General features: G+C 64.8%; 21 protein-coding genes and 1 tRNA gene. 10 read left to right on the forward strand and 12 right to left on the reverse strand.

Annotated features, from left to right (window positions below):
- Positions 1-368: 368 nt before the first annotated feature.
- Positions 369-689 (forward strand): excalibur calcium-binding domain-containing protein, encoded by a 321-nt coding sequence (locus EER27_RS17515; RefSeq protein ID WP_123088520.1) that lies wholly within the window; start codon positions 369-371, stop codon positions 687-689.
- A gap of 203 nt (positions 690-892) precedes the next feature.
- Here the strand turns inward: EER27_RS17515 and EER27_RS12800 are convergent, their stop codons facing one another.
- Both EER27_RS12800 and EER27_RS12805 read right to left on the reverse strand, forming a co-directional pair.
- Positions 893-1,315: a RidA family protein gene (locus EER27_RS12800; protein ID WP_123088521.1), complete on the reverse strand. Its 423-nt coding sequence runs from the start codon at positions 1,313-1,315 to the stop codon at positions 893-895.
- A 105-nt stretch (positions 1,316-1,420) separates the two neighbouring features.
- Positions 1,421-1,831, reverse strand: a complete 411-nt coding sequence (locus EER27_RS12805; RefSeq protein WP_123088522.1) for a nuclear transport factor 2 family protein — start codon at positions 1,829-1,831, stop codon at positions 1,421-1,423.
- A gap of 314 nt (positions 1,832-2,145) precedes the next feature.
- Between EER27_RS12805 and EER27_RS12810 the strand changes: the two genes are divergently transcribed.
- Positions 2,146-3,552 (forward strand): amidohydrolase family protein, encoded by a 1,407-nt coding sequence (locus tag EER27_RS12810; RefSeq protein WP_123088523.1) that lies wholly within the window; start codon positions 2,146-2,148, stop codon positions 3,550-3,552.
- A 129-nt stretch (positions 3,553-3,681) separates the two neighbouring features.
- Here EER27_RS12810 and EER27_RS12815 read toward each other — a convergent pair whose 3' ends face one another.
- The 3 genes from EER27_RS12815 to EER27_RS12825 all read right to left on the reverse strand — a co-directional run bounded on the left by EER27_RS12815 (position 3,682) and on the right by EER27_RS12825 (position 5,883).
- Positions 3,682-4,743 carry a serine hydrolase domain-containing protein gene (locus EER27_RS12815; RefSeq protein ID WP_123088524.1) on the reverse strand — a complete coding sequence of 354 codons (1,062 nt, stop codon included), beginning with the start codon at positions 4,741-4,743 and terminating at the stop codon, positions 3,682-3,684.
- Between the two features lie 82 nt (positions 4,744-4,825).
- Positions 4,826-5,641 (reverse strand): helix-turn-helix transcriptional regulator, encoded by an 816-nt coding sequence (locus EER27_RS12820; RefSeq protein ID WP_123088525.1) that lies wholly within the window; start codon positions 5,639-5,641, stop codon positions 4,826-4,828.
- 8 nt (positions 5,642-5,649) lie between these two features.
- Positions 5,650-5,883 carry a hypothetical protein gene (locus EER27_RS12825; RefSeq protein WP_123088526.1) on the reverse strand — a complete coding sequence of 78 codons (234 nt, stop codon included), beginning with the start codon at positions 5,881-5,883 and terminating at the stop codon, positions 5,650-5,652.
- A 394-nt stretch (positions 5,884-6,277) separates the two neighbouring features.
- Between EER27_RS12825 and EER27_RS12830 the strand changes: the two genes are divergently transcribed.
- Positions 6,278-7,732, forward strand: a complete 1,455-nt coding sequence (locus tag EER27_RS12830; protein WP_123088527.1) for a bifunctional 2-methylcitrate dehydratase/aconitate hydratase — start codon at positions 6,278-6,280, stop codon at positions 7,730-7,732.
- Between the two features lie 308 nt (positions 7,733-8,040).
- On the opposite strand, the gene EER27_RS12835 is transcribed toward EER27_RS12830, so the two are convergent.
- Both EER27_RS12835 and EER27_RS17365 read right to left on the reverse strand, forming a co-directional pair.
- Positions 8,041-9,042 (reverse strand): NADP-dependent oxidoreductase, encoded by a 1,002-nt coding sequence (locus EER27_RS12835; protein WP_123088528.1) that lies wholly within the window; start codon positions 9,040-9,042, stop codon positions 8,041-8,043.
- Positions 9,039-9,308: a hypothetical protein gene (locus EER27_RS17365; RefSeq protein WP_223807325.1), complete on the reverse strand. Its 270-nt coding sequence runs from the start codon at positions 9,306-9,308 to the stop codon at positions 9,039-9,041. Before EER27_RS17365 ends, EER27_RS12835 begins: the two co-directional genes overlap by 4 nt.
- A gap of 66 nt (positions 9,309-9,374) precedes the next feature.
- Here EER27_RS17365 and EER27_RS17630 point away from each other — a divergent pair, with 66 nt between their 5' ends.
- The 4 genes from EER27_RS17630 to EER27_RS12860 all read left to right on the forward strand — a co-directional run bounded on the left by EER27_RS17630 (position 9,375) and on the right by EER27_RS12860 (position 14,343).
- Positions 9,375-9,515, forward strand: a complete 141-nt coding sequence (locus EER27_RS17630; protein ID WP_123088529.1) for an excalibur calcium-binding domain-containing protein — start codon at positions 9,375-9,377, stop codon at positions 9,513-9,515.
- A 39-nt stretch (positions 9,516-9,554) separates the two neighbouring features.
- A complete protein-coding gene (locus EER27_RS12850) occupies positions 9,555-10,439 on the forward strand; it encodes a tetratricopeptide repeat protein (RefSeq protein ID WP_148041025.1) in 885 nt (294 codons plus the stop codon).
- Between the two features lie 108 nt (positions 10,440-10,547).
- Complete coding sequence (locus EER27_RS12855) at positions 10,548-13,046, forward strand: hypothetical protein (RefSeq protein ID WP_123088531.1); 2,499 nt, start codon at positions 10,548-10,550, stop codon at positions 13,044-13,046.
- A gap of 142 nt (positions 13,047-13,188) precedes the next feature.
- Positions 13,189-14,343, forward strand: a complete 1,155-nt coding sequence (locus EER27_RS12860; protein ID WP_123088532.1) for a DUF3800 domain-containing protein — start codon at positions 13,189-13,191, stop codon at positions 14,341-14,343.
- A 550-nt stretch (positions 14,344-14,893) separates the two neighbouring features.
- Here EER27_RS12860 and EER27_RS16960 read toward each other — a convergent pair.
- From EER27_RS16960 to aceE, 4 genes are all read right to left on the reverse strand, one after another.
- On the reverse strand, positions 14,894-15,115 hold the full coding sequence (locus tag EER27_RS16960; protein ID WP_148041026.1) for a hypothetical protein: 222 nt from the start codon (positions 15,113-15,115) through the stop codon (positions 14,894-14,896).
- A gap of 275 nt (positions 15,116-15,390) precedes the next feature.
- Positions 15,391-15,996 carry a hypothetical protein gene (locus tag EER27_RS16965; protein ID WP_148041027.1) on the reverse strand — a complete coding sequence of 202 codons (606 nt, stop codon included), beginning with the start codon at positions 15,994-15,996 and terminating at the stop codon, positions 15,391-15,393.
- Positions 15,997-16,408: 412 nt separating this feature from the next.
- Positions 16,409-16,483, reverse strand: a tRNA-OTHER gene (locus EER27_RS16990).
- A complete protein-coding gene (aceE, locus tag EER27_RS12865; protein WP_123088533.1) occupies positions 16,476-19,181 on the reverse strand; it encodes a pyruvate dehydrogenase (acetyl-transferring), homodimeric type in 2,706 nt (901 codons plus the stop codon). The genes EER27_RS16990 and aceE overlap by 8 nt, the downstream gene beginning before the upstream one ends.
- A gap of 279 nt (positions 19,182-19,460) precedes the next feature.
- On the opposite strand from aceE, the gene EER27_RS12870 reads away from it, so the two are divergent.
- The 3 genes from EER27_RS12870 to EER27_RS12880 all read left to right on the forward strand — a co-directional run bounded on the left by EER27_RS12870 (position 19,461) and on the right by EER27_RS12880 (position 22,429).
- On the forward strand, positions 19,461-21,419 hold the full coding sequence (locus EER27_RS12870; protein ID WP_190285790.1) for a SpoIIE family protein phosphatase: 1,959 nt from the start codon (positions 19,461-19,463) through the stop codon (positions 21,417-21,419).
- A 13-nt stretch (positions 21,420-21,432) separates the two neighbouring features.
- Positions 21,433-21,852, forward strand: coding sequence for an ATP-binding protein (locus EER27_RS12875; RefSeq protein WP_190285791.1), 420 nt, complete (start codon positions 21,433-21,435; stop codon positions 21,850-21,852).
- 181 nt (positions 21,853-22,033) lie between these two features.
- Positions 22,034-22,429, forward strand: coding sequence for an STAS domain-containing protein (locus EER27_RS12880; protein ID WP_123088536.1), 396 nt, complete (start codon positions 22,034-22,036; stop codon positions 22,427-22,429).
- Positions 22,430-22,513: 84 nt separating this feature from the next.
- Here EER27_RS12880 and EER27_RS12885 read toward each other — a convergent pair whose 3' ends face one another.
- Complete coding sequence (locus tag EER27_RS12885; protein WP_123088537.1) at positions 22,514-24,796, reverse strand: NADP-dependent malic enzyme; 2,283 nt, start codon at positions 24,794-24,796, stop codon at positions 22,514-22,516.
- Positions 24,797-24,875 lie beyond the last annotated feature (79 nt).

Genomic DNA, 24,875 nt, shown 5'->3' on the forward strand with positions numbered 1-24,875 from the left:
ATGCAGCAGATCGGCGCCGCCATGCGCAAGCTGTTGCACCTGATCTTTGGCGTGGTGAAATCCGGCCGGCCGTTCGATCCAAACTACTTGCCCGGCAGTTGACGGCCAAGACGGTATCTACAAGAAGGCACTCCAACCGTGGGAGCTTCCGTAGGGCGCATTAGCCGCAGGCGTAATGCGCCGGATGGGGCGCGCTACGGAGACCCACCCTGGGCCTGAACAATCCGGCGCAATGCGCTTTGGTATCGCGCCCTACGTCTGCCATTCGGAGTAATGGGACGCAGCTGGCTCTTCTTTGCCTCCGCGTTCATCCACGCAGTTTCATGCAGTGGTAGGGTCGGCGCGCGCACGGGACATGGGGGTGTCCAATGCTGGCGAAGCTCCGCATCGCAGTTTTCGGAGTGTTGATTCTGGCGAGCGGCACCGCAGCCGCACATGGCGGCGGCCTGAACGCCGCGGGTTGTCACAACGACCGGAAGAATGGCGGCTACCACTGCCATCGCGGACCCCCAGCCCGACCGCCGCCTGCGCCTGCAAACGGCAACCGGCTCACGCGCGGCCAGAACGACTCCACTTACTACGCCAACTGCAGCGCTGCTCGTGCTGCGGGTGCGGCTCCCGTGCGGCGCGGTGATCCAGGTTATGCCGCGCACCTGGATCGGGACGGGGATGGCGTCGGATGTGAGTGACACATCCGGACAAGTAGCCAAAACTCGTAGGGCGCATTAGCCGAAGGCGTAATGCGCCGGATGAAACGCGCGACGAAGATCCAGCCTCCTCGCAAGCAAATTCGGCGCAATGCCCTTCGGCTATTGCGCCCTACAAGAAGGCACTCCAACCGTGGGAGCTTCCGTAGGGCGCATTAGCCGCAGGCGTAATGCGTCGGATGAAACTACTCGCCCAGCGCCGCCAGCGCCTCGATCTCGAACAACATCCCGTCCAAGGCCAGACGCGGGACCGGGATCAACGTGCAGGCCGGCTTGTGCGGGCCGAAGGCCGTCTCCAGCTCACTGCCGAACACCTGCAACCGCTCCAGGCTGTGGTCCACCACTAGCACCGTCAGTTTGGCGACGTCGGTGGCACGTGCTCCCGCCGACGCCAGCGCCGTGTGCAGATTGGCGAACGCCTGCCGCACTTGCGACCTAAAATCCTCCGCTAGGCGCCCGTCAACGGTCTCGCCACCTTGGCCCGCTATCAGGATCCAGCGCCGTGCGCCGTCGACGATGGCCACGTGCGAGTACCCGTTCGGCGCGGGGTCGTAGAGACCTGCGGGGTTGGAAAGCGCTACTACCGACGTGCGATGGAGATCGTTCATTGCAAGTCCTTTTCATCGAAGGAGTGCGGCCGCGCCGCAATCGCTCACTGGAAGATGTCGTGACAAGGACCGGGCACGAGATGTGCTCCGCCCCTGCGTTGTCTGTTATGCCTTCACGTAACCCATCGCCTCGACGATGCGTCCGCCTTGCACGCGCATCAGATTGAGGCCACGGATGGAGCTGGCGTCGTCGTCACCCCAGCAATACCGCCATCGGATGACGACCCGCTCGCCGACGACGAACACCTCTTCGCGCACGAACCGGGTTCCCGTCGAGCGCGCAATCGCTTGCCAGTTCGCCAGGCACGCGGCTCTTCCAACGAGACGAGCGCCGTCTGGTGCAGGGCCGGTGTTCTCGATGATGCAGTCCTCCGCCACGAGGTCTTCCATGGCGTGGGCGTCGTGACCATCGAAGGCCTCGTGGAACTTGCGGATGACCTCTCTTGCTTCGAGCGCGGCGCTGTCCACCGGCCCGAGAATCGTGATCTGGTCCGGCGTGAGAGATGGTTGGTTCATGAGCCTTCCTTGAGTGGCGAAACGTCGGACTCTTAGTAGCGTCCGTCCACGCGGTAACAAGGAACGCAATCAGGGAAAGCCAATCCCATCAGTGGGACGAGCGACGCGATACCGGATGGCATGTGCCAGACCATCGACCACAGGGCGGCAGCTCCGGCGCTCGCGGGCCTTGGTGAGGGCCGTTTCGGCCGCGACCCAGATTTAAACCCAACGGGTCGCGCCGGCATCGAACCGTGTTGTTGCGCGCTACAAACTCCCCGTTGTTACGACACGCGCTGCGGCTCCGCTGCGCACTTGACCCAGGACCTTGCCTGATGACATTCGCCGCGATCGCAAAACATGTTCTACCAGTTCCCCATCGCCGAAAATTGTGGTGCTGCCTACTGCTCCTCGGCGTGATGCCCGCCGCGGCACAGCCGGTACCGGTCACGCGCACGGCCTTTGTCGACGTGAACGTCGTGCCGATGGACCGGGAACGCGTGCTGACGCATCAGACGGTCCTGGTGGAGAACGGTCGGATCACGGCGATTGGACCATCGGTTGCGGTACCGAAGGATGCTCGTGTCATCGACGGGCACGGCACCGCGTTTCTCTCTCCCGGCCTGGCCGACATGCACACGCACGCGCACACGGCCGAAGACATGCGGCTGTATCTCGCGAACGGTGTCACGTCAGTGCTCAATCTGGGCGAGGCGTCGAACGAGTTCATGGCCAAGGTGAGACCCGCGATCAATCGAGGGGCGAAACCTGGCCCTCATGTCTATGCCGCCTTCCTGGTCGATGGTTCGCCGCGCTATGGGCATTTCACCGTAACGACGCCGGACGAGGCGCGCTGGATCGTTCGCCTCGCAAAGACCAACGGCTACGAGTTCATCAAGATCTACAACAACCTTTCGCCGGAATGTTTCCAGGAGCTGATCGCCGAAGGGCGCCGCCTTGGCCTGCCGATCGTCGGACACGGTGTCACCGGCGTGGGCCTGGAGCGTCAACTCGATGCCGGTCAGCTCATGGTCGCGCACACGGAGGAGTTCCTTTACACGTTCTTCTCGCGGCCGGGCGAACCCGAGCATGCACCCGATCCGGCCCGCATTCCGGCCGCGATCGATGTGATCCGGCGCAACAAGGCCTTTGTCACCGCTGACCTGAACACCTACGCGACGATCGCGCGGCAGTGGGGCCAACCCGACGTCGTCGATGGCTACCTGCGTCAGCCCGAAGCGCAGTATCTCTCGCCCAGTCAGCGCATCGACTGGAAGCAGGCCGGTTATGCAGCGCGGGTGGGCAACATCACTCCGACCCTCGACTTCCTCAAGCGCTTCACCAAAGCAATGAGCGATGCCGGCGTGCCTTTGATCCTTGGCACCGATGCACCCACGATCCCCGGCCTTGCGCCTGGCTATGCGGTCCACGAGGACATGCGCGCGCTGGAAGACGCCGGCCTAACGCGCTACGAGGTGCTTTCCTCAGCGACGCATACGCCCGGCGAGATGATCCATCGCGCGATGCCGCAGGCCGACACCTTTGGCACCGTTACCGAAGGCAAGCGCGCGGATCTGATCCTTTCCGCCGGAAACCCGCTCGATGATCTCTCCACCTTGCGAAAGCCGCTCGGCGTGATGGCGAACGGCACCTGGTACTCGGACAAGGACTTGCAAGGACTGCTCGACGAGCTGGCAACGACGTACGGCGCGCCACTGGAACCGGCCCGCACCTTGCGTTGAAGCGTAGAACGCGTAGGGCGCATTAGCCAAAGGCGTAATGCGCCGGATGGCGTCATTGAGACCCAACCTCTACGTGAATGAATCCGGCGCAATGCCCTTCGGTTTGCGCCCTACGAGGTCTGCTCCTGGTCAGCCCTGCGGAATGTTCGGCAGGATCTGATCCGTCAACAACTTGATCGTCAGGCGGTGCGGTTGCTGCACGTTGTAGTTGGTGGTGGTGATCACCACGACCACGCGCTCGGCGGGGAACACCTGCACGGTGTTGCCGCCGGTGCCGTTCATCGCGTACGACTTCCAGACCTTGTCGCCCACCGGGAACTGCATCAGCCACCACAGGTAGCCGTAGTCGACGCCGTCGTCGACGTGGGCCTGCGCGGTGGTCGAGGCCTGCACCCAGGCGCTGGGCAACACGGTCTGGCCGTTGTACTTGCCGCCATTGAGCTGCAGCTGACCCAGGGCCAGCAGGTCGCGGCTGCGCAGGCCCAGGCCACCGCCTGCCTGCGGCAGGCCCAGCGGTGAGAACTGCCATTCCGGATTGTCGATGCCCAACGGCGCGAACAGCCGGCGTTGCGCATAGGCATCGAGGCGCTCGCCGACGGCGCCCTGGATGGCCGCGCCCAACGCGGTGACGCCCGCAGTGCAGTAACGGAAGTTGCGTCCATGCGGCGACTGCGCCGGGGTCGGCATCCAGGCCGGGAAGCCCTGGATCGGCAGGTCGACGTAGAACTTCACCCAGTCCTCGACCAGGTACATGCGCTCTTCGTTGCCGCGCGAGTACTGGTTCTCGTCGTGGCATTCCACCAACGAGGACATGGTCATCACATCTTCGAACGTGATCTTCGCCTTGCGTGGATCGTCGTTCTCGATGGGCTTGTCGTAGTGCAGGTACGGCAACAGGGGAGCCTGCGCGTTGGGCAGCTTGCCGTCGGCGATGGCCAGGCCCACCAGCATCCCGGCAACGGTCTTGGTGGACGAGCGGGTGTTGCGGCGTGCCTCGGCGCCGCCGTCGTCGAAGTAGTGTTCGTAGACGAGCTGGCCGTCGCGGGCGATCAGGACGCTGGTGATCTGCTTGAACTCACCGCCCTCCACCGCGCGGGTCACGTTGTCGAATGGCGCCTCCGCGGTGGCAGCCGGTGCCACCAGCGGCGCTGCCAACAAGCACGCCGCGAACACAACCGTTTTAATGCACATGGAAAGCTCCGATAGGGAATGCGTGAACCGTAGCAAGCGCATCGCGCCGTGCCTTGTATGTCCTGAACCTGCTGCAGGCGCGTCAGGCCAGCGCGCGGTACTGCGCCGGCGTGCAGCGGTAATGGCGTCGGAACGCGTGAGTGAAGTGGCTCTGGTCGACGAAGCCGCATGCGACTGCGACCTGGGCCAGGCCCATGTGCGGGTCGTGTAGAAGGCCGATCGCCCGCTCCATCCGGCAGTGCCGCAGGTACTCGCCGGGCGAGCATCCGAATCGGCGACGGAACGCCCGCGAAAAATAGACGGGATGGACATCCGCGTTGCACGCCAGCGCGGACAGTCGCGGTGTGTGCTCCCAGTCGTCTTCCAACTGTTCGCGCGCGCGTTCGAGCCAGGCCGGGCCGTCGCGATGCATCACTCGCTGCATCAGCGTGGCGGCATCGAGCAGCGCCTCGACACCGTCTTCGATCACCAGCGGCGACGCGCTGTCCCAGCCGCGGAGCTCGCGCCAGAGCCCGGTGGCCTGGACCAGGCCGGACGGCGACAGTTGCAGGGCATGTTCGGGCAACGCGCGCTGGTCGGCCGCCGATCGCCAGAGGTGCGCCGGAATGGACAGGGTGAAGAAGCGGCCGTCGAGTCCGCGGAAGCAGTCGCGGTGCTTCGTCCCCGGCGGATTCAACACCAGCGCCCGCGTGTTGCACACCGCGGGCATGCCTTTCGCGCTACTCAGGTAGAGGCCGTCGAGCAGCAGCAGAAAGTGCGCGTCGTCGTGCGTATGGGTTTCGACGTCGTGTTCCGGCACGGTCGGCCGCAAGTCGGCGATCGCCAGGTCACCGACCTGGCGCCGCTCGCGATAGTCGCCGTAGAACGTGCCGTGCCCGAGTGTGGCGTTGGCGCTCACAGGAACCATCATGCTGTTGCGCGGTTCGCGTACTGAGGTCCGGAGCGCCCTCCAAGAAGGCGTGCAGGAAGAAGCAGCAGCGCCTGTAGAAATGCGAACAGTGCCGAGAACGTGATACCGACCAGGCGAAACGGCAGGGCGAGCAGCCACACCACGGGCCACAGCACCAAGGCCAACAATGCGAGTGGCCAGCACAGGACGAAGAGAAGGCACCAGGCAACGATCGCAATGAGCGTCTTCATAAGGGTTCTCCGCGGCTGGGCGCGCCGCACGGGGATGGACCGCCACACGGTGCGATCCCTGGAGACCCAAGGCAATCCGCCTGCGACGAACCCGCGCGGGGACCCGACCAAGCCGTGAATACCGCGACGAAACGCGGCGAGGCTCTCTTCTGGTCGTCGGTTACACCAACATGTCGGCAAGAAGGGCAAGAAGGGGACGGAGCGGATTGCTAATACCCTCCGTCCCCAATGTTCCCGCGCGTCAAGCTCGGCGCCGGATCCGGACAGGTCACTCCTGGCCGGCTTAGTTGCCTCCGTCCCCTTTGATTCGCCGCACCGATGCGTTCCTTTGCCGCGCCCTCACGGCGCTCCGCGCCACACTGGTCGCTCCCGTTCCGTCCGTGGGGAAGCGTCCATGAGTCACTTCGACAGCCGCTCCGCCATCCGCCCCCCACCGGATGCGCCGATGGTGGACATCGCCGACTACGTCGTCGATTACCGGATCGACTCGCAAGAGGCCTTCGACACCGCCCGCTACATGCTGCTGGATTCGCTGGCCTGCGCCGCGCTTGCGATGGACCACGCGCAGTGCGTGCAGCACCTGGGCCCGCTGGTGCCGGGTGCGGAGCTGAAGGGCGGCGCGCGCGTGCCGTTCACCGCGTTTGAGCTCGATCCGGCGCAGGCCGCCTACAACATCGGCGTGCAGATCCGCTGGCTCGACTTCAACGACACCTGGCTCGCCGCGGAGTGGGGGCACCCGTCGGACAACCTCGGCGCCCTCCTCGCGGTCGCCGACTACCTGGGCCGCATGGCCGAACGCGAAGGCGGCCAGGCGCTGACCGTGAAAGACGTGCTGGGCCATGCGATCAAGGCGCACGAGATCCAGGGCTGTTACGCGCTGAAGAATTCGTTCAACCGCGTCGGTCTCGACCACGTGATCCTCGTGCGCCTGGCGTCAAGCGCGGTCGCCACGCGCATGCTCGGTGGCGGCAAGGACGAGGTGATCGCCGCCGTGTCGCACAGCTGGATCGACAACGGCGTGCTGCGCACCTACCGCCACGCGCCCAACACGGGCCCGCGCAAGAGCTGGGCCGCGGGCGACGCCTGCCGCCGCGCCGTCATCCACGCGCTCAACGCCATGAAGGGTGTCGTCGGTTATCCCAGCGCGCTGAGCGTGCCGACCTGGGGCTTCTACGACGTCGCCTTCCAGGGCAAACCGTTCGAGTTCGAGCGGCCGTTCGGCAGCTACGTGATGGAGAACATCCTGTTCAAGATCAGCTTCCCGGCCGAGTTCCACGCCCAGACCGCGGTGGAGTGCGCGATGCGGCTGCACGCGCAGGTCAAGGACCGGCTCGACCGGATCGAGCGCATCGAGCTGGAAACCCAGCAAGCCGGTGTGCGCATCATCGACAAGACCGGCCCGCTCGCGAACTACGCCGACCGCGACCACTGCCTGCAGTACATGGTTGCCGTGCCCTTGATCTTCGGCCGCCTCACCGCCGACGATTACGCCGACGCGGTGGCCAGCGATCCGCGCATCGACGCGCTGCGCGCGAAGATGGCGGTGCGCGAAAACCCGCGGTTCACCGCCGACTACTACAATCCCGACAAGCGCTACATCGGCAATGCGGTGCAGGTGTTCTTCACCGACGGCACCGCGACCGAGCGGGTCGCGGTCGACTACCCGATCGGACACCGCAAACGCCGCGCCGAAGGCATCCCGGTGCTGATGGCCAAGTTCGAAGCGGCCATGCGCGCCCGCTTGCCGGCGGCCCACGTCGATCGGCTGTTGGCCTTGGCGGCCGAGCCCGCGGAGTTGGAGTCGTTGCCGATCACGCGGTACATGGCCCTGCTCGCCAAGGCCTCGTAGGGCGCATTGGCCGAAGGCGTAATGCGCCGAATGGGATGCCACGCCGGATAACAATGCCACGCCGGATAACAATGCGGCGCAATGCGCTCCGCTTGTTGCACCCTACGCGGACTGAAGCCAAGCGCACGGGCTTGGCTTGCATGGGTGGAGCCGCAATGCGAAAGCTTGCGAACGGCTGGGAACAACTGCGGGATCGGCAGCACAACTGGGTTAGGCGCAGGGACCAGGACGAAAATGCACTCTGACCCCTGTTGCTGACTTAGAAGCAAGTCGACTCTGCCCCCTGTTTGCGGTGCGCGTTCATTTGCTCACCTCACCTTGATCACGACCTTGCCCTTCGCGCGGCCCTTCGCCAGGTAGTCCATCGCTTCGTTGGTCGCCCCGAACGGGAAGCTCCGATCCACGACCGGCCGCACGACGCCGGATTCGATGAGCGCCGTGATCTGGCTCAATTGCGCGCCATTGGCCCGCATGAAGAGGAAGGAATAGCCGATGCCGTGCTGCCTGGCCTTCTTGCGGATACCGACGCTCAACAAGCGCATGACTTGCTGCAGCATCCAGTTCAATCCGCCTTCTTTCGCGAACGCCACATCCGGCGGACCGGAGATGGAGATCAGTTTCCCGCCGGGCTTCAGCACCGCGAGGGATTTTTCCAACGTGTCCTTGCCCAGGCTGTTCAGCACCACGTCGTAGCCAGAGAGGACTTTCGCGAAATCCTCCTGCTTGTAGTCGACGACGACATCGGCGCCGAGGCTTTTGACCAGCGCGACGTTCTCCGTGCTGGTCGTCGTCGCCACCATTGCGCCCAGGTGCTTCGCCAACTGGATGGCGAACGTCCCCACGCCGCCGGAGCCCGCGTGGATCAGGACTTTTTGTCCCTTCTTCAGCTGGGCGCGATCGATCAGGACCTGCCACGCGGTCAAGCCCACCAGTGGGATGGCGGCGGCCTCTTCCATGCTGAGGTTCGCGGGCTTCAAGGCGACGTCGTCTTCGTGCATCGCGATGCGTTCGGCGAACGTGCCGATCCGGTCCTGGCTGGGCCGTGCATACACTTCGTCGCCGGGTTTGAACCCGCGCACCTTGGATCCGACCCGCACCACGACGCCGGCCACGTCATTGCCCAGGATCAGCGGCAAGCGATATGGCAGGATCAGCTTGAACTCGCCATCGCGGATCTTGGCGTCGAGTTGATTCAGGCTCGACGCGTGTATTTCGACAAGGACATCGTGGTCGCGCACGTCAGGTTCCGGCATCTCGCCGAGGCGCAATGCGCTGCCGCGTTTGTAGCGGTCGACGATGAAGGCTTTCATGACAGCTTCTCCAGCCGCAGATCCCTACGAGTCCCAGTGTCCACCAGGCGCGCCGGTGCAACCCTGCGCAGCAAGCGCAAGCGCATGCGATTGGCGAGTGGCCCGGCCGTATAGCGTAGTTCCGATTGCGCGGGGGTCGCCGCTTGCAGCACGACCGCGTCGGCTGGTGCCGTAGACCTTGTAGCCCGCGGCGGCGAGCCGCTGCGCGATGGCTTCGCCGTGCCGGACGAGCCAGTGACCAGGGCAATGGAGTCGTGGATCTTCATGGTCGTGCCTCCAGCGAGAGGGGGAGAATTGGGCAAATTGGGGACGGAGGCAATTGGTCTGCCTTAATGGCCTCCGCCCCCTTTAGTTGGTTCCGGCCATCCCCGCTGTGCTGCCGCCCGTTGTCTTACGCGGCGCCGCTACGGCGTGGCGATCCCGGGCATGGGCGGCACTTGGATCGGGATGGGGATGGCATCGGCTGCGAATAGCTGAAACGCTTACCTGAGCACTTCGTGAGGATCAACTTCATGTCACTGAAATGGTTGTTCGGAGCGGCGTTGCTCCTTTGCTTCACGCCTGCAATGGGCTGCGTCAATGCGATCGGCACCGACCATGACGGGCGTCGATTCGATGCGGGCTGGCAAACGGGCAAAGAGTTGGCGGGAACCATCAACAACCCCGACAAAGCCCGCTATTGGCTGGGTCGTGCAAACGAGATCGTCGCGAGATCCCGTAGCAAGCCGGATCTCGAGACGCTAACGGATCTGGGCATCCTGTTGCTCTATCAAGGTCAATACACGAAGGCGATCCAGTTGTTCCTGACCATCGAGCGTCGCTATCCCGGGCACCCGGAAGCCGCGGCCAACCTCGGAACGGCGCTGGAACTGTCAGGGCACGATGCGACGGCGCTGCGCTGGATCCGTATCGGCATGCGTCGCAATACCGAAGAGCACTGGGGTACGGAGTGGCTGCACGCGCGCATCCTCGAGGCGAAGATCGCGGCCTCCATGGATCCAACCTACTTTGACCACCATTCCATCACCGGCCTCGTCTTCGAGAAGGTCCTCGTGCCTTCGCTGCCGGGCAGCATGCCGACAGGAAACACCGGCAAGCCGGCCAGGCCATGGGATGTCCATCGTGCACTGTCGTACCAGTTGTCGGAACGAACCGGCTTTGTGAAGCCACGCGACCCGGTCGTGGCCAACCTGCTGCACGACTGGGCCACGCTGAACCTCGCCGGCGGCCCAATCGAGAGCGCTGACGTCCTCTACGACTTGGCGGTGACCTACGGCGCCAAGCGCGAGGTACTGATGCGCAATCGACAGGCGTATATCAAACGCGTGCTGGCGCAGGCGGGAGATACAGAAGTCAGCTATGACACGCCATGTGCGATTTGTCCGCCGCCCGAGTGAGAAGAAGTGCACTCTGTCCCCTGTTCTCAGAGGCAAGCTATTTGCTCTTTGTTTGCTTTTGCTGCGTTACTGGGTGCCTGGCGAAGGACCACACAGGGGGCAGTGCGCATGGAAACGATTCTTTCGACGCCGACGACATCGGTGCTGCAGGTCGGCGATTCGGAGAAGGACGCTCCCGATTGGGACGCGATCATCGACCGGGCCGGTCCGGGTGGACCGCTCGAACGTTGGGTCCAGCCGGGCCAGTGGTGGCAGGTCGTGATCGGCATGCACGTGAAACTGGTCGACGTGCTTCGTCGCGCGGACGATGAGGCCGACAAGGGCCACGGCCGGCACCGGCTGCTGGTGTTTGCCGATACCGTGGATGCGCGATACGACGCGCCGGGGACCATCGACCTGGTGCAGCAAGACAGCGTGGTGATCATCGCCCGCCGGCTGCAAACCAACGCGACGTTGCACTTCAAGCAGACCAACGACTTGGGTTGCCTGGTGGGCTTCTACGTGCGGCAGGTCGAGCCCGCAAGCTTCCGGTCGCAACTGACGCGCCGAGTCGAGTGGCAGGATCGCGACGGCAGCCCGCGTTCGATTTCGCAGACCGGCTATCTGCCGGATCCGCTGACGCCCCAGGTGCTCGGGGCGTGGCACGAGTACGACGGTCTCTACGAGGTCAAGCAGCCGCCATTCCAGATGCTGCCGATGGACTTCTCCCTGATGCCGATGCAGGTCTGCCTGACGCTGCTCGAACGCATGCTGTTCGCCGCTCAGTGGCTGGGCGCGCAGGGCGGCCAGGGCGAGCGCGCCCTCGAACTGCTCGGACGCCTGCAGGAACTGCTGGCATTGCGGCCCGACGAGCCCACGTGGCAGGCGTTGGCGCTGCCCTGCACGAACCTGCGCGAGTTGCTGCAGCCGGTGCGCTTCGACGCGGGCCAGGTGCCGTACCTGAGCGCGTCGTTCTATGGCGATGTGGCGCGCGATCACCTCCCTGCCCTGCAAGCCTACGCCGGCAGCTACGCGCGATTGGCCGACCGCAACGTCGAACTCGGCGCACGCAAGGAAGCGGCGCGCCGCGTACTGGGCGAGAAAGGCGATGCCGGTGCGTTCCAGAAGCTGGTCGCCGCCCAGCTCACCGAGAACCTGCGTCTGGCGACCGCCAACGTCAAACGCGCGCAAGACGCGATCGAGCCGCAGAACAAGAACGTGCGCCGTGCCGAGGTCGCTTTCAAGGCCGGCCTGGACGCGTGGCGCGAAGCGAAGGAGCGCGAAGCGGCATGGGCGATCGCCGGCGCGGTGTTCTCGTTCGTGGCCGGCGTGGGCTCGATGTTCGGGGGCAATGGCGCCGGCGCGGCCGATGCGGCCAAAGCGGCGGCGGACGTGGCGAGCACCGCGGCCAAGCTCGCCGAGATCATGAAGAAGCTGGTCAAGGTCGGCCAGGCAATCGAGAAGATCGTCAAGATGTGCCTGGCCATCGTGGCCGCTGCCGACAAGATTGCCGATGCGGGCAAATTCGCCAACGACCTGTCCGCGATCAGCCGCGAATCGATGTCCGACGATGCCAAGGGCGCGCCTTCGGCCGGTGCGTACTGGGACCAGCTGTGGGTCGAGGTGGAAACGCAGCTGGCCCCGGCGATCAAGGAGGGCATCGGCGGCGCAGTGGAGTACCTGAAGGAACTCAAGATCCTGGTGATCTACGGCCGCGCGTTGACCACGGCGCAAGCGGCACTGCCGCCGCTGATCCAGGAGATCGCGCGCAGCCGCTTGCAGACGGAGATTGCCGCGCGCCAGCACGAGGCCGTCGCGCGCGAGATCGACGCGCTGAAGCAGAACGAGGTCATGTCCGCCCACGCCATGATGCTGCTGTGGGGCAACTACCGCGCGGTGCAGCGCTCGTTGCTGGTGGTGTTGAGCCAGTTCGACGCCGCCTGGCGCTACTGGGCTTTGGACGACTCGGCGGTGGCCCGAGACAACTACCGCGGCATCGCCGATCTGGCCGAGGACCTCAAGGCCGTCGGCGATCTGCGGAAGATGCAGGCGCGCGCACTCGACAGTTTCAAGCCAGCCCCGCAGGAGTACCGCCGCGCGACGTACGTGCTCACGGCCACGGAGCGCGATGCCGTGCTCGAAGGCCAGCGCATCGGGCTGCGCCTGACCCCCGATCGCAGCCCGCTGTCGGGCTGGGGCCTGGCCAGCCGCGTGCGCGTCACGGAGATCCACGTCTGGGTGGAATGGGCCCCCGGCAAGCGGCCCAGCCGCGGAGCGATCGAGTTCACCGTCCGCACCAGCGGTGCGTACGACGATCGGCGCCTGGTCGACAGGACGCCCAAGGCCTTCCACTTCCATGGCGCACCGGTGGACCTGACGTTCCGCTACGACCTCGCAGCCACGCCCGCGGACCACGCAGACACGGTGCGCGTGCGCGCGGCCATTGCCGAAGAGTTCCGCACGTCGTACAGCGAGCCCACGCTGTACACCGACTGGATAGTCTCGACACCGAAGGTAAGCCCAGGCGACGCCGACACCGTGGACATCGGCAAGCTGAAAGCCGACATCGCCGGCATCCGAGTGGAGTTCTCAGGGACGTACATCAAGGACCCGGATCGGTTGGTGTGAGGCAAAAGCCGGGGCAGAGCGTCATTCTGAGAATGGCCCTCTGACCCCAGTTTCGTATTCAACTACCAAGTGTTGAAAAGGCACACTGACCCCGTTTTTGGGCCTGACTCTACGTCCTAGCCACTTGAGATCGAGAAGTCAGATGCAGCCATTGCATGCCTTTATCGATGAATACGGTGACCCTCATCTCGACACGGGAAAGCCGGGGGTGTCGCGGGCCTATGTCGTAACCGCAGTCTGCATCTGGGAAGAATCACTCGAGCGTTCGCGGGATTTCGCGGAACATTTGAGAGCAAGGAACTTTCAGTCCGGCGAGATGAAGTCCAGCGCAGTTGGAGCCAACGATGGTCGGCGGCTCTCGATCTTGCAGAACCTTTCCAACCTGGACTGCTTTGTTGTCGCCCTCTGCGCCCAGAAGGAACGGATAGACCGCGACTCTGGCCTACAGTTCAAGAAGAGTTTTATCAAATACTTTGCGAGGCAGATGTTCGAGCGTCTTTCTCGTTACACGGACACTCTGGTCGTCACCGCGGACATGCACGGATCACCAGAGTTCCAACAGGAACTCAAGAACTACCTATCCAAGCGAACCAGTAGCGATCTCTTCCAAAAATCAGCATTTGATCAGGTTGACAGCGCCTCTGAAGTGCTGCTGCAGGTCGCCGACATCTACGCTGGTAGCCTGGCACGAATTTACGACTCCTCGAAACTCTCAGGTCGTGCCGATGAGCTTCTCTCTGCCCTAAGGGACCGCGTTTCACTTCGGCTCTGGCCAGAAGGATCGGAGCCGCTACATGGCAGCCCTCCCGAAGCGACAGAGCATGACGAGCTAATCCGCAGACTATGCGTTCGACTAGTTGAGAACTATCTACAGTCGCATGCAGGCAATGACAAGGAGGAGATCGCTCGCCTCACATTTCTGGAGTCCCTGCTTTCGAGCCATTCTTGGGGCGGCGCCAATGAGTACATTCGTACCGGCGCCCTCAGAAAAGAAGTCGCCCGCCGCATCGGCGAGCCCATTAGCGAGCATAAATTCCGCTCAAGCGTCGTCGCCAAGCTGCGCGATCTCGACGTGATCATTGCAAGCTGCTCTAAGGGTTACAAGATTCCTTCTAGCTACTCTGATCTTCGTGACTACGCGCTGTTTGCGAACACAATCCTGCCCCCGATGATCTCCCGGATCGGGCGAGCCCGTCGCAGCGTTCGAGAAGCCACATTGGGCTCAGTCGACATCCTTGGTGATCCGGAGCTCGCCGAGCTACAAACGCTGGTTGAGGCTATGCAGAAAACCCTCTAGTCCACTTAGCCCGTAGGGCGCGTTGACCGAAGGCATAATGCGCTGGTTCGAACGCGCGAGTCGGGTGCCCGATGCTTCTGACCACCGATTGAAACCCTCCCTCCGCAGCCTATGCCCCTGCACGTCGCCGGTTGCCCATGCTGTTTGCTTTGGCTTATCGGCTTGCCCCGCCTTATCGGAGTAAGCCTGCCTTGCATCCGCAACACTCTGCGCATGTCTTAATGAATAGACAGCCGTAAACGCGATGCTGAGGAAGAGGAGGAGCGGCAGCCAAGCAGAATGCTAAGCGGGCCGTCGAAGAAGTAACCCGCAATTCTTCCTGGAAGACCTCCAATTGTTGTGAACGCCACGCACTCAACCAAATTGTCATCGTGACTTACGGCTGGCTTCGCGGATTACCAACTTTCGAACCGAAAATCGAAGGCGGCCTTTTGCGCTGGCCGCAACTCTTCCAACACCACCTGGTCGTCGATGCTCGCTCCCTCTGAGGAGAGCTAAAGAGGACGGAGGCAATTGGCTAGGCTTAATTGCCTCCGTTTGATTGACCGACCTACTTGGACTGCTTCTTGCCGTTCTTGACGGCATAGTCACCAAAATCGCTCAGGGACAACCCGTACCAGTCCTTCCCGTTCTTTGGGGACCACAAAATACCGCTCGGCTTGACGCGTACATGTCCTACAACCTTTCCATCTGAATCAACAATGTGGTGCTCTTCGAACTTCTTCGGTGCGAATGAGTTAACACGCTTTGTTGCAGCCTTCTTCGTTTCCATGACCCCTCCGTTGGTTGGCCAGCCTAGCGCTGAGTGGTTACGTAGTCTTCAACACTTATGTTTGCTTGCCTTAGGTTTCCCCTGCGTGACTCTCCCCGAAGCATCCTGGGGCAGCTGTTCGGAAATTTCGGACAGCAGCCTCTGAACAAGCTTTCCACGGCCAAGATGGGCAAAGGCCACGGTAGCCTGCCAAGGTGCTGTCAGGGTCTCTTTCTTACTCGGCCATAGCAATGATGCTCGATGCAACGCTTTCGGATGAGCCCGCAAGTCCACGGTCACGTTGGCTCCCCAATAACGTCAGCAGGATCAAGCACTGCCATGTGCGCCGGGTCTTGCACGTACAAAGTGAACTGCCCGCTCATGGTGATGTGAGGCGTTCCGAAAACGAGGATGTACTTGCTGACAAGTTCACGCATTCCGTCAATGCGGAACCTGTCTCGCACACGCTGGACGAGTTCGTGCGGAACATTGATCGCGATGCGGTCACGGCTACGGTCTGCCGACGTGTTCAAGTAGACAGACCCATCCGCGCCCCACGGCGCGGAGCGGACAGGTATTCCCCAAAAGCCGTGGTAGTGGCCTGCGTGGAGTTCTGGATTGGCGCTGTCGAACGCAACAAAGAAGCGATTTGCCGGCAATGCGGTTCCATTGGGCAGAAGCATTTCAACAGGGCTTGTGCGGAACACTTGTGATGTCACCAGCAGATTCAGCAATCTTTTGGGGCCGCGTTGGATCGTGGTTCCAACAGGCTCGCCGCCGCCCACATGCCTACCGCCGCCACGTTGCTCGCGTGCGGCTCCATTACCACCCTGGCCGGGTTCGTCTGCATCGGCTGCTAGTGCCAACCTAATGCGCTGGCGGTCGGCCTGCCAGCGTTGCACGACTTCATCGCCTTCACGGCCCCACGGGCCTTCGCCACGCACTGCTAGTTCACAGTCGGGCGCGTGCGGGCGACCTACGAAACAGGCGTCATGGCCGTTGCTACTGGCTCGCCTGAAATGCACGGAGCCACCGCAGCCTAGGCATGTGAACTGTCCGCGTTGCGCGGCAATTGCGTCAGCTGGCAAGCGGGAAAAATCCCACGCGGTGGTTGGTTGACCGGTGACAGTTGACCTTGCTTCCTGCATGGCGCCCCCCTTGTCAGCCGTACTGCTCTAGCAGTTCGGATCACTGTTGGCAATGGTCAAGATTTGGCAGCGCAGATGATGCGCCGATTAGCTGTCACCTTGGCGTCACGAAAAAGCCGGCGCTAGGCCGGCTTGTCGAGTCTCCCTTGCAGTTCAAAGGGTCATTTGGTGGGCGGTGCAGGGTAGAACCTGCGACCCTTGCCGTGTGAAGGCAAGGGCCATCTCAGGACCTCTCAAACCCCAATCGGATTCGGCTTCTCGCTGTCGATCTTGTATTGCTTGATCGCTCGGGCCACGTCCTTGCCGGTCATCTTGCCTTCTGCTGCCAGTGCGGCGATGGCGGCGTGGGCGATGTGGAAGCGGTCCACTTCGAAGTGGCGGCGCAGGTTGGCGCGGGTGTCGGAGCGGCCGAAGCCGTCGGTGCCCAGGACGCTGTAGCGCATCGGGACGAATTCGCGGATCTGGTCGGCGTAGACGCGGATGTAGTCGGTGGCGGCGATGGCGGGGCCCAGGCGACCTTCCAGCAGTTCGGTGACGTAGGGCTTGCGCAGGTCCTTGGCTTCGGGGTGCAGGCGGTTGTGGCGGATGGCGTCGACGCCGTCACGGGCCAGCTCGTTGAAGCTGGGGCAGGACCAGATGTCGGCGGTGACCCCGAAGTCCTTGTCCAGCAACTCGGCTGCGGCAATGGCTTCGCGCAGGATGGTGCCGCTGCCCAGCAACTGCACGCGCAGCTCGCCCTTCTTCGCCTTGCCGGCATCCTTGAGCAGGTACATGCCCTTGATGATGCCCTCGGCGCTGCCCTCGGGCATGTCGGGGTGGGTGTAGTTCTCGTTCATCAGGGTGACGTAGTAGTACTCGTCCTGCTGCTCGGCCAGCATGCGCTGCATGCCGCGCTGCATGATCGTGACCACTTCGTAGCTGAAGGTGGGGTCGTAGCTGCGGCAGTTGGGGATCAGGCCGGCCTGGACCATGCCGTGGCCGTCTTCGTGTTGTAGACCCTCGCCGTTGAGCGTGGTGCGGCCGGCGGTGGCGCCCAGCAGGAAGCCACGCGCGCGCATGTCCGCCGCCTGCCAGGCGCTGTCGCCGATGCGCTGGAAGCCGAACATCGAGTAGTAGATGTAGAACGGCAGCATCTGCAGGTCGTTGGTGCTGTAGCTGGTCGCGGCGGCAAGCCACGACGAGAACGCGCCGGCTTCGGTGATGCCTTCCTCCAGCACTTGCCCGGCGGTGTCCTCGCGGTAGTACATCAGCTGGTCGCGGTCGACCGGCTTGTACTTCTGGCCGTGCGGCGAGTAGATGCCGATCTGGCGGAACAGGCCTTCCATGCCGAAGGTGCGGGCTTCGTCGGCCACGATGGGCACGCAGCGCGGGCCAACCTGCTTGTCGCGCAGGGTGATGTTGAGCATCTGCACGAAGGCCATGGTGGTGCTGATCTCGCGATCACCGGTGGTCTTGAGCAGGCGCTCGTAGGTTTCCAGCGCGGGCACTTCCAGCGACTGGGTGGACTTGCGGCGACGCTGCGGCAGGAAGCCGCCGAGGGCCTTGCGACGCTCGTGCAGGTATTCGACTTCCGGCGAGTCCTTGCCCGGGTGGTAGAACGGCACGGCGCTGTCGGCCAGCTGGGCGTCGGTCACCGGGATGTTGAAGCGGTCGCGGAAGCCGCGCACGGCGTCGTCGTCCATCTTCTTGGTGCCGTGGGTCGGGTTGAGCGACTCGCCCGAGGCACCCATGCCGTAACCCTTCACCGTCTTGGCCAGGATGACGGTGGGCATGCCGTCGGCGCGGCTGGCCTCGTGGTAGGCAGCGTAGACCTTGTGCGGATCGTGGCCACCGCGGTTGAGGCGCCAGATGTCGTCGTCGGACAGGTTGGCCACCAGCGCGGCGGTTTCCGGGTACTTGCCGAAGAAGTTGTCGCGCGTGTACTTGCCGCCGAAGGCCTTGCAGTTCTGGTACTCGCCGTCGACGGTTTCCATCATCAGCTGGCGCAGCCTGCCGGAGGTGTCGCGGGCCAGCAGCGGATCCCAGTAGCTGCCCCAGACGGTCTTGATGACGTTCCAGCCGGCGCCACGAAACTGGCCTTCGAGCTCCTGGATGATCTTGCCGTTGCCGCGCACCGGGCCGTCCAGGCGCTGCAGGTTGCAGTTGATGACGAAGACCAGGTTGTCGAGGCCTTCGCGGCCGGCAACTGAGATGGCGCCGAGCGATTCGGGCTCGTCGGTCTCGCCGTCGCCCAGGAAGGCCCAGACCTTGCGGTCGGTCTTGGGCATCAGCCCACGGCCTTCGAGGTACTTCCAGTTGCGGGCCTGGTAGATGGCGGCGATGGGGCCAAGGCCCATCGACACGGTGGGCACCTGCCAGTAGTCGGGCATCAGCCACGGGTGCGGGTAGGAGCTGATGCCGCGGCCGTCGACCTCCATGCGGAAGTGGTCGAGCTGGGACTCGCTGATGCGGCCTTCGAGGAAGGAACGCGCGTAGATGCCCGGCGAGCTGTGGCCCTGCACGCCGATGAGATCGCCGGGGTGGTCGCCCTCGGGGCCACGCCAGAAGTGGTTGAAGCCGACGTCGTACAGGGTGGCCGCCGAGGCGAAGCTGGCGATGTGGCCGCCCAGGTCGCCGGGCTTGCGGTTGGCGCGGACCACCATCGCCATCGCGTTCCAGCGGATCAGCGAGCGGATGCGCCATTCCATCGCCGCGTCACCCGGGCTCTTGGCCTCCAGGTGCGTGGGGATGGTGTTGATGTATTCAGTGGTGGGCTGGAACGGCAGGTGCGCGCCGGCGCGACGGGTGACCTCGACCATGCCTTCGAGCAGCTGGTGGGCGCGCTGGGCGCCTTCGCGCTCGATCACGGCCTGGACGGATTCCACCCACTCGCGGGTTTCGGCTGGGTCCGGGTCGGTCTGCAGCAGGGTGTTGATCGGGCTTTCGTACGTCCGGTTCATATCTGCTCCGGCCGCCGGCCCGCCTGTGCGGCCCGCGGCATTGCCTGTGTCGTTGGTAGAGCGAACATTCTAGCCCGTGGTCGGCGACGGTCGCTTGACACCCTGCAATGGCCGGCAGGATGCTGCGTTTGATGCCCTGCCAGGTGGGGGCCGGCAGACGGGATGTTGCGGCGGGACAGGCATACCGGGCAGGGCTGACGCATGGCCGTGATCGTGCACGACGCTTCTGGTGCAACCGTCGCCGCGGACCCTTCGCCGCCCGCTCCCGTTCGCCATCACGTGCCCTGGTACCACAGCCTGCGCACCCGCCTGTTGCTGTGGCTGGGATTGGCCTGCGTGGTGGTGCTGCTGGGCGGCACGGGGATGGTGTACCAGAGCACGCGCGCGCTGCTGCTGGAACAGACCCGCGAGGAACTTCGCTCACTGGCCGCGCAGACGGCGATGTCGCTGAACGCGATGCTGACCTCGGTGGAAACCAGTGCGGCCACGCTGGCCGCCAATGCGCTGAGCGTCGATCCGAGCCGCAGCAACCTCGAGGCGCTTCTGCGCTCCACCGTCGACGGCGACGGCGACGTGGTGGGCGCGATGCTGATCATCGAGCCCGGCGTGTTCGGGCCGGACGCGGCGGGCTACGACGGCTACCTGCGCAACGAGGGCACCGGCTACCACCGGCAGGCGATGCACGGCCCCGACTACGACTACCACGTGCAACCGTGGTGGCAGCGCACGGTGGTGCGGGGGCAAAGCTTCTGGTCCGAGCCCTACCGCAACGCGGCGACCGGCAACGAGATGTTCGTGACCTACAACCTGCCGCTGCGGCGCCCTGGCGACCCGGCCGATGCCGCACCGGTGGGCATAGTCAGCCTGGACGTGCCGGTGCGGCGATTGCGGCGCCTGCTGGGCGCGCCGGCCGAATCGCAGGGGCCGGTGCGGGCGTCGATGATCGAGCGCGTGCTGCTCAGCCCCGAACGCATGTTCGTGGTGCACTTCAACTCCACGGTGGAGTTGCGCCAGACCCTGGACGATCGCGCGCGCGCGATGCCGGAACTGGAGCCGATGCTGCGCGCCGTGCGCGGGCGTCGGCCGTTGCTGACGCGCTATTACGACCAGTCGATCCGCGGCGCGCGGATCGCCCTGATCGAGCCCTTGCCGCGGCGCGCGTGGACGATCGCGCTGTCGATCGACGAGCCGCAGGCGTTGATCGGCCTGCAGCACAACGCGCGGCTGATCGTGACCGGCGGCCTGTTCGCCATCGTGCTGTTGATCGGCCTGCTGTGGCTGATCGCGCGTCCGATCACGCGGCCGCTGGGCGCGCTGACCGCCTCGGCGGGGCGCTTTGCCGATGGTGAGTTCGACACGCCGCTGCCGCACACCGATCGCCGCGACGAGGTGGGCCTGCTGGCCGACGCGCTGGACGGCGCGCGCGGCTCGATCAAGCAGCAGATGGCCGAGATCGAACAGATGGCCGGCGCTCGCCTGCGCCTGGACAGCGAGCTGGCCATTGCCGCCGACATCCAGCAGGCGATGCTGCCGCCAGCGCCGCAGTTGCGTGTCGGCGAACGCGCCCTGCAGGCGCACGCACTGCTGCACCCGGCCACGATGGTGGGCGGCGACTTCTACGGGTTTTTCCCGGCCGAGCCGGGGCGGCTGCGCTTCTGCATCGGCGACGTGTCCGACAAGGGCGTGCCGGCGGCGCTGTTCATGGCCCGCTGCCTGACGGTGCTCGAGGTCGCCGCAGGTCGCAACCTGGACCCGGGCGCGGCGCTGGCAAAGGCCTCGGTGCGCCTGGCCGAGCACAACGACACCTGCATGTTCGCCACCGTGCTGTTCGGGATGATCGACCTCGACAGCGGGCACCTGGTCCTGGCCAGTGCGGGCCATGAGCCGGCCCTGCTGCGCCGCGCCGACGGCCAGGCTGAATGGGTGGAATTCGAGGCGGGGCCGCCGCTGGGGTTCGAGCCGGTGGCCAGCTACCCCGAGTGGCACGGCCGGCTCACGCCCGGCGAGGCGTTGCTCGCGTATACCGATGGCATCACCGAAGCCTTTGACGGGGACCTGCAGGCATTTGGCGGCGATCGACTGGAACGGGCCATCACCGCAGCCGACACCGACGCCAGTGCCGCGGCGCTTTGCACCGGCATTCTCGACGTGGTGACGCGCTTCGTCGATGGCGCCGCGCAGTCCGATGACATCACCCTGCTGGCATTGCGCGTGGAAGTGCAACCGGCAGACCGCTGAAAGGGGGACAGACATGCAGATCCGGATCACCGTTCCGTGCCAGCACGCGCGATTGCGCGAGCTCACCACCACCATCGACGACGTGCTGCACCAGCATGGCGTCGCCCAGCAGCTGCGCCACGACGTGCGCCTGATCGCAGAGGAAGTGGCCTGCAACGTGGTCGACCACGGCGGCGCCGACCAGGAGCCGCACACCATCGTCACCGACGTCAGCGCCCGCGACGGTCAGCTGATCATCGAGTTCCGCGACGACGGCAACGCGTTCGACCCCCTCAGCGCCACCGCACCGGACGTCGACGCCGACATCCACGACCGGCCGATCGGCGGGCTGGGCCTGCACCTGGTGCGCGAGCTGGCCGACTCGCTCACCTACCGGCGTGAAGGCGGCCATAACGTCCTGCGGGTCACTCTGCGCGACAAGCGGGCGGCATGAGGGCGCCGAACGACGGCTCGCGCGCGGGGAATCAGGGTGGTGACGGGCATGCCGGCGGACGTCGGCTCTGCGGATTCGGTCGGGCCGCGCCACCGGTTCCGCGCCTGCCGAACATTGCCGATCGGGCGCCCCACCGGGCCCACTCGAGCGGCAGCACACGGGCAATCACAAGGAGATGGGGATGAGCCTGGAAATCAAAGTCGATACGCCGCAGGGCAGTCGCTGCCTCGTGTCGTTGCACGGACGCCTGGACACGCACAGTTTCGAGCAGCTCGATCACGCGCTGGCACCGGTGCTGGTCTCGCACCCGGATGCGCTGGTGCTGGACCTGTCCGCGCTCGACTACATCAGCTCGGCCGGCATCCGTTCGATCTTCAAGGCACGCAAGTCGCTGGCGGCGCACGGCGGGAAGCTGCTGGTGACCAACCTGCAACCGCAGATCCAGAAGGTATTCGACATCGTCAAGGCGGTGCCGATGGATTCGGTGTTCAGCTCGATGGCCGAAGCCGACGCCTACCTCGACACCATGCAGCGCAAGGTGCTGGAGGGCAACGTCGAGGACGACGAGTACTCGTGAGCGTTGCGCGGGCCCCACGGGGCGGGCCGCCTTGCCCCGCCCCGCGCGAATCCGATTGGAATCACGCGGGGCGGTACGCCTGGATCAGCGCGCCTCGCGGGAGGCGCGGATCTGCGCGTCCACGGCGGCGATCGCGGTCATGTTGACCACGCGGCGCGGCGTCGAGGCCGGGGTGAGGATGTGCGCCGACTTGTCCAAGCCCATCAGGATCGGACCGATCGCGACGCCGTCGGTCATCACCCGGATCATGTTGTAGGTGATGTTGGCCGCATCCAGGTTGGGCATCACGAACAGGTTGGCGCGGCCCTTGAGCGTGGTGTTGGGGAAGATGCGGTGGCGCAGCTCGTCGTCCCACGCGGTGTCGGCCATCATCTCGCCGTCGACTTCCAGCTTGGGCATGCGGTGCTTGATGATGGTCAATGCCTTGCGCATCTTTGCCGCCGACGCGTTGTCGTGGCTGCCGAAGTTGGAATGTGACAGCAGCGCGACCTTGGGCTCGATGCCGAACAGCTTGAGGCGATACGAGGCCTGCAGCGTCGCCTCGGCGATCTGCTCGGCGCTGGGATCGAACTGCACGTGGGTATCAAGGAAGAACCACGCGCCCTGGTCGTTGATCACGCCGGTCATCGCCGAGGTGCCGGCCACGCCCGGATCGAAATCGAACACGCTGCGCAGGTAGCCCAGCTTCTTGTGGAAGCGTCCGACCAGGCCGCAGATCATCGCGTCGGCTTCGCCGCGCTCGACCATCAACGCGGCGATCAGCGTCGGCCGTGAACGCAGCAGGTTCTTGGCCGCCGCCGGGGTCACGCCGCGGCGTTCGGTCAGCGCGTGGTACTGCTGCCAGTACTCGTCGAAGCGCGGATCGGAGTTGATGTTGGTCAGCTCGAAGTCGACGCCGGCGCGCATGCGCAGGCCCAGGCGCTCGATGCGGCTTTCGATGACGTCGGGGCGGCCGATCAGGATCGGGAATGCCAGCTGCTCGTCGATCACCGTCTGCACGGCACGCAGCGCGGTTTCTTCCTCGCCTTCGGCATAGACGACGCGCTTGAGGTCGTTGCGGGCGCGGTCATACACCGGCTTCATCAACAGGCTGGTGCGGTGGATGTACTGCCCCAGTTTTTCCTCGTACACGCGCATGTCGGCGATGGGCCGCGTGGCGACGCCCGAATCCATCGCGGCGCGCGCCACCGCCGGCGCCAGCACCACCAGCAGGCGCGGGTCGAACGGACGCGGGATCAGGTACTCGGCGCCGAACTTGGGCACCTCGCCGCCGTAGGCATTGCCCAGGTCGGAGGCCTCCTTGCGCGCCAGCGCGGCGATCGCGCGCACGCATGCCAGCTTCATGGCCTCGTTGATCACCGTGGCACCCACGTCGAGCGCGCCGCGGAAGATGTACGGGAAGCACAGCGCGTTGTTGACCTGGTTGGGATAGTCCGAGCGACCGGTGGCGATGATGCAGTCCGGGCGCACGGCCTTCGCGTCTTCGGGAAGGATTTCCGGGTACGGGTTGGCCAGCGCGAGGATGATCGGCCGCGGCGCCATCGTGGCCACCATTTCGGCCTTCAGCACGCCACCGGCGGACAGGCCCAGGAACACGTCGGCGCCGTCGACGATTTCGGCCAGGCTGCGCTTGTCGGTGTCGGCCGCGTAGCGCGCCTTGTCGGGGTCGAGGTTGGGACGGCCGGTGTAGATCACACCCTCGCGGTCGAACGCGGTGATGTGCTCCTTCCTGACGCCCAGCGCGACCAGCATGTCCAGGCAGGCGATACCCGCCGCGCCGGCACCGGTGGTGGCGACGCGGATGTCGCCGATGTCCTTGCCCACCACTTCCAGCGCGTTGAGCACGGCCGCGCCGACGATGATCGCGGTGCCGTGCTGGTCGTCGTGGAACACCGGAATCTTCATGCGTTCGCGCAGCTTGCGCTCGACGATGAAGCACTCCGGTGCCTTGATGTCTTCGAGGTTGATGCCGCCGAAGGTGGGTTCGAGGCTGGCGATGATGTCGACCAGCTTGTCGGGATCGCGCTCGTCGATCTCGATATCGAACACGTCGATGCCGGCGAACTTCTGGAACAGCACGCCCTTGCCTTCCATCACCGGCTTGCCGGCGAGCGGGCCGATGTCGCCCAGGCCGAGCACCGCGGTGCCGTTGCTGATCACCGCCACCAGGTTGCCGCGCGCGGTGTACTCGCTGGCGCTGTTGGGATCGGCGACGATCGCCTCGCACGCATACGCCACGCCGGGCGAGTACGCGAGCGCGAGATCGCGCTGGGTCACCATCGGCTTGGTCGCGGTGACCTTGATCTTGCCCTTCGGCGCGAGGCGGTGGTATTCGAGCGCGGCTTGCTTCAGATCGTCGTCGGACATCGGAATGTTTGGGTACTGCGGAAGGGAGTGCCCGATTCTAGCCGTGCCCGGAGGCAAAGTCGGGATCGGCGGCCTTTGC

The organism is Montanilutibacter psychrotolerans (assembly GCF_003719825.1).
GTDB classification, from domain to species: domain Bacteria; phylum Pseudomonadota; class Gammaproteobacteria; order Xanthomonadales; family Xanthomonadaceae; genus Montanilutibacter; species Montanilutibacter psychrotolerans.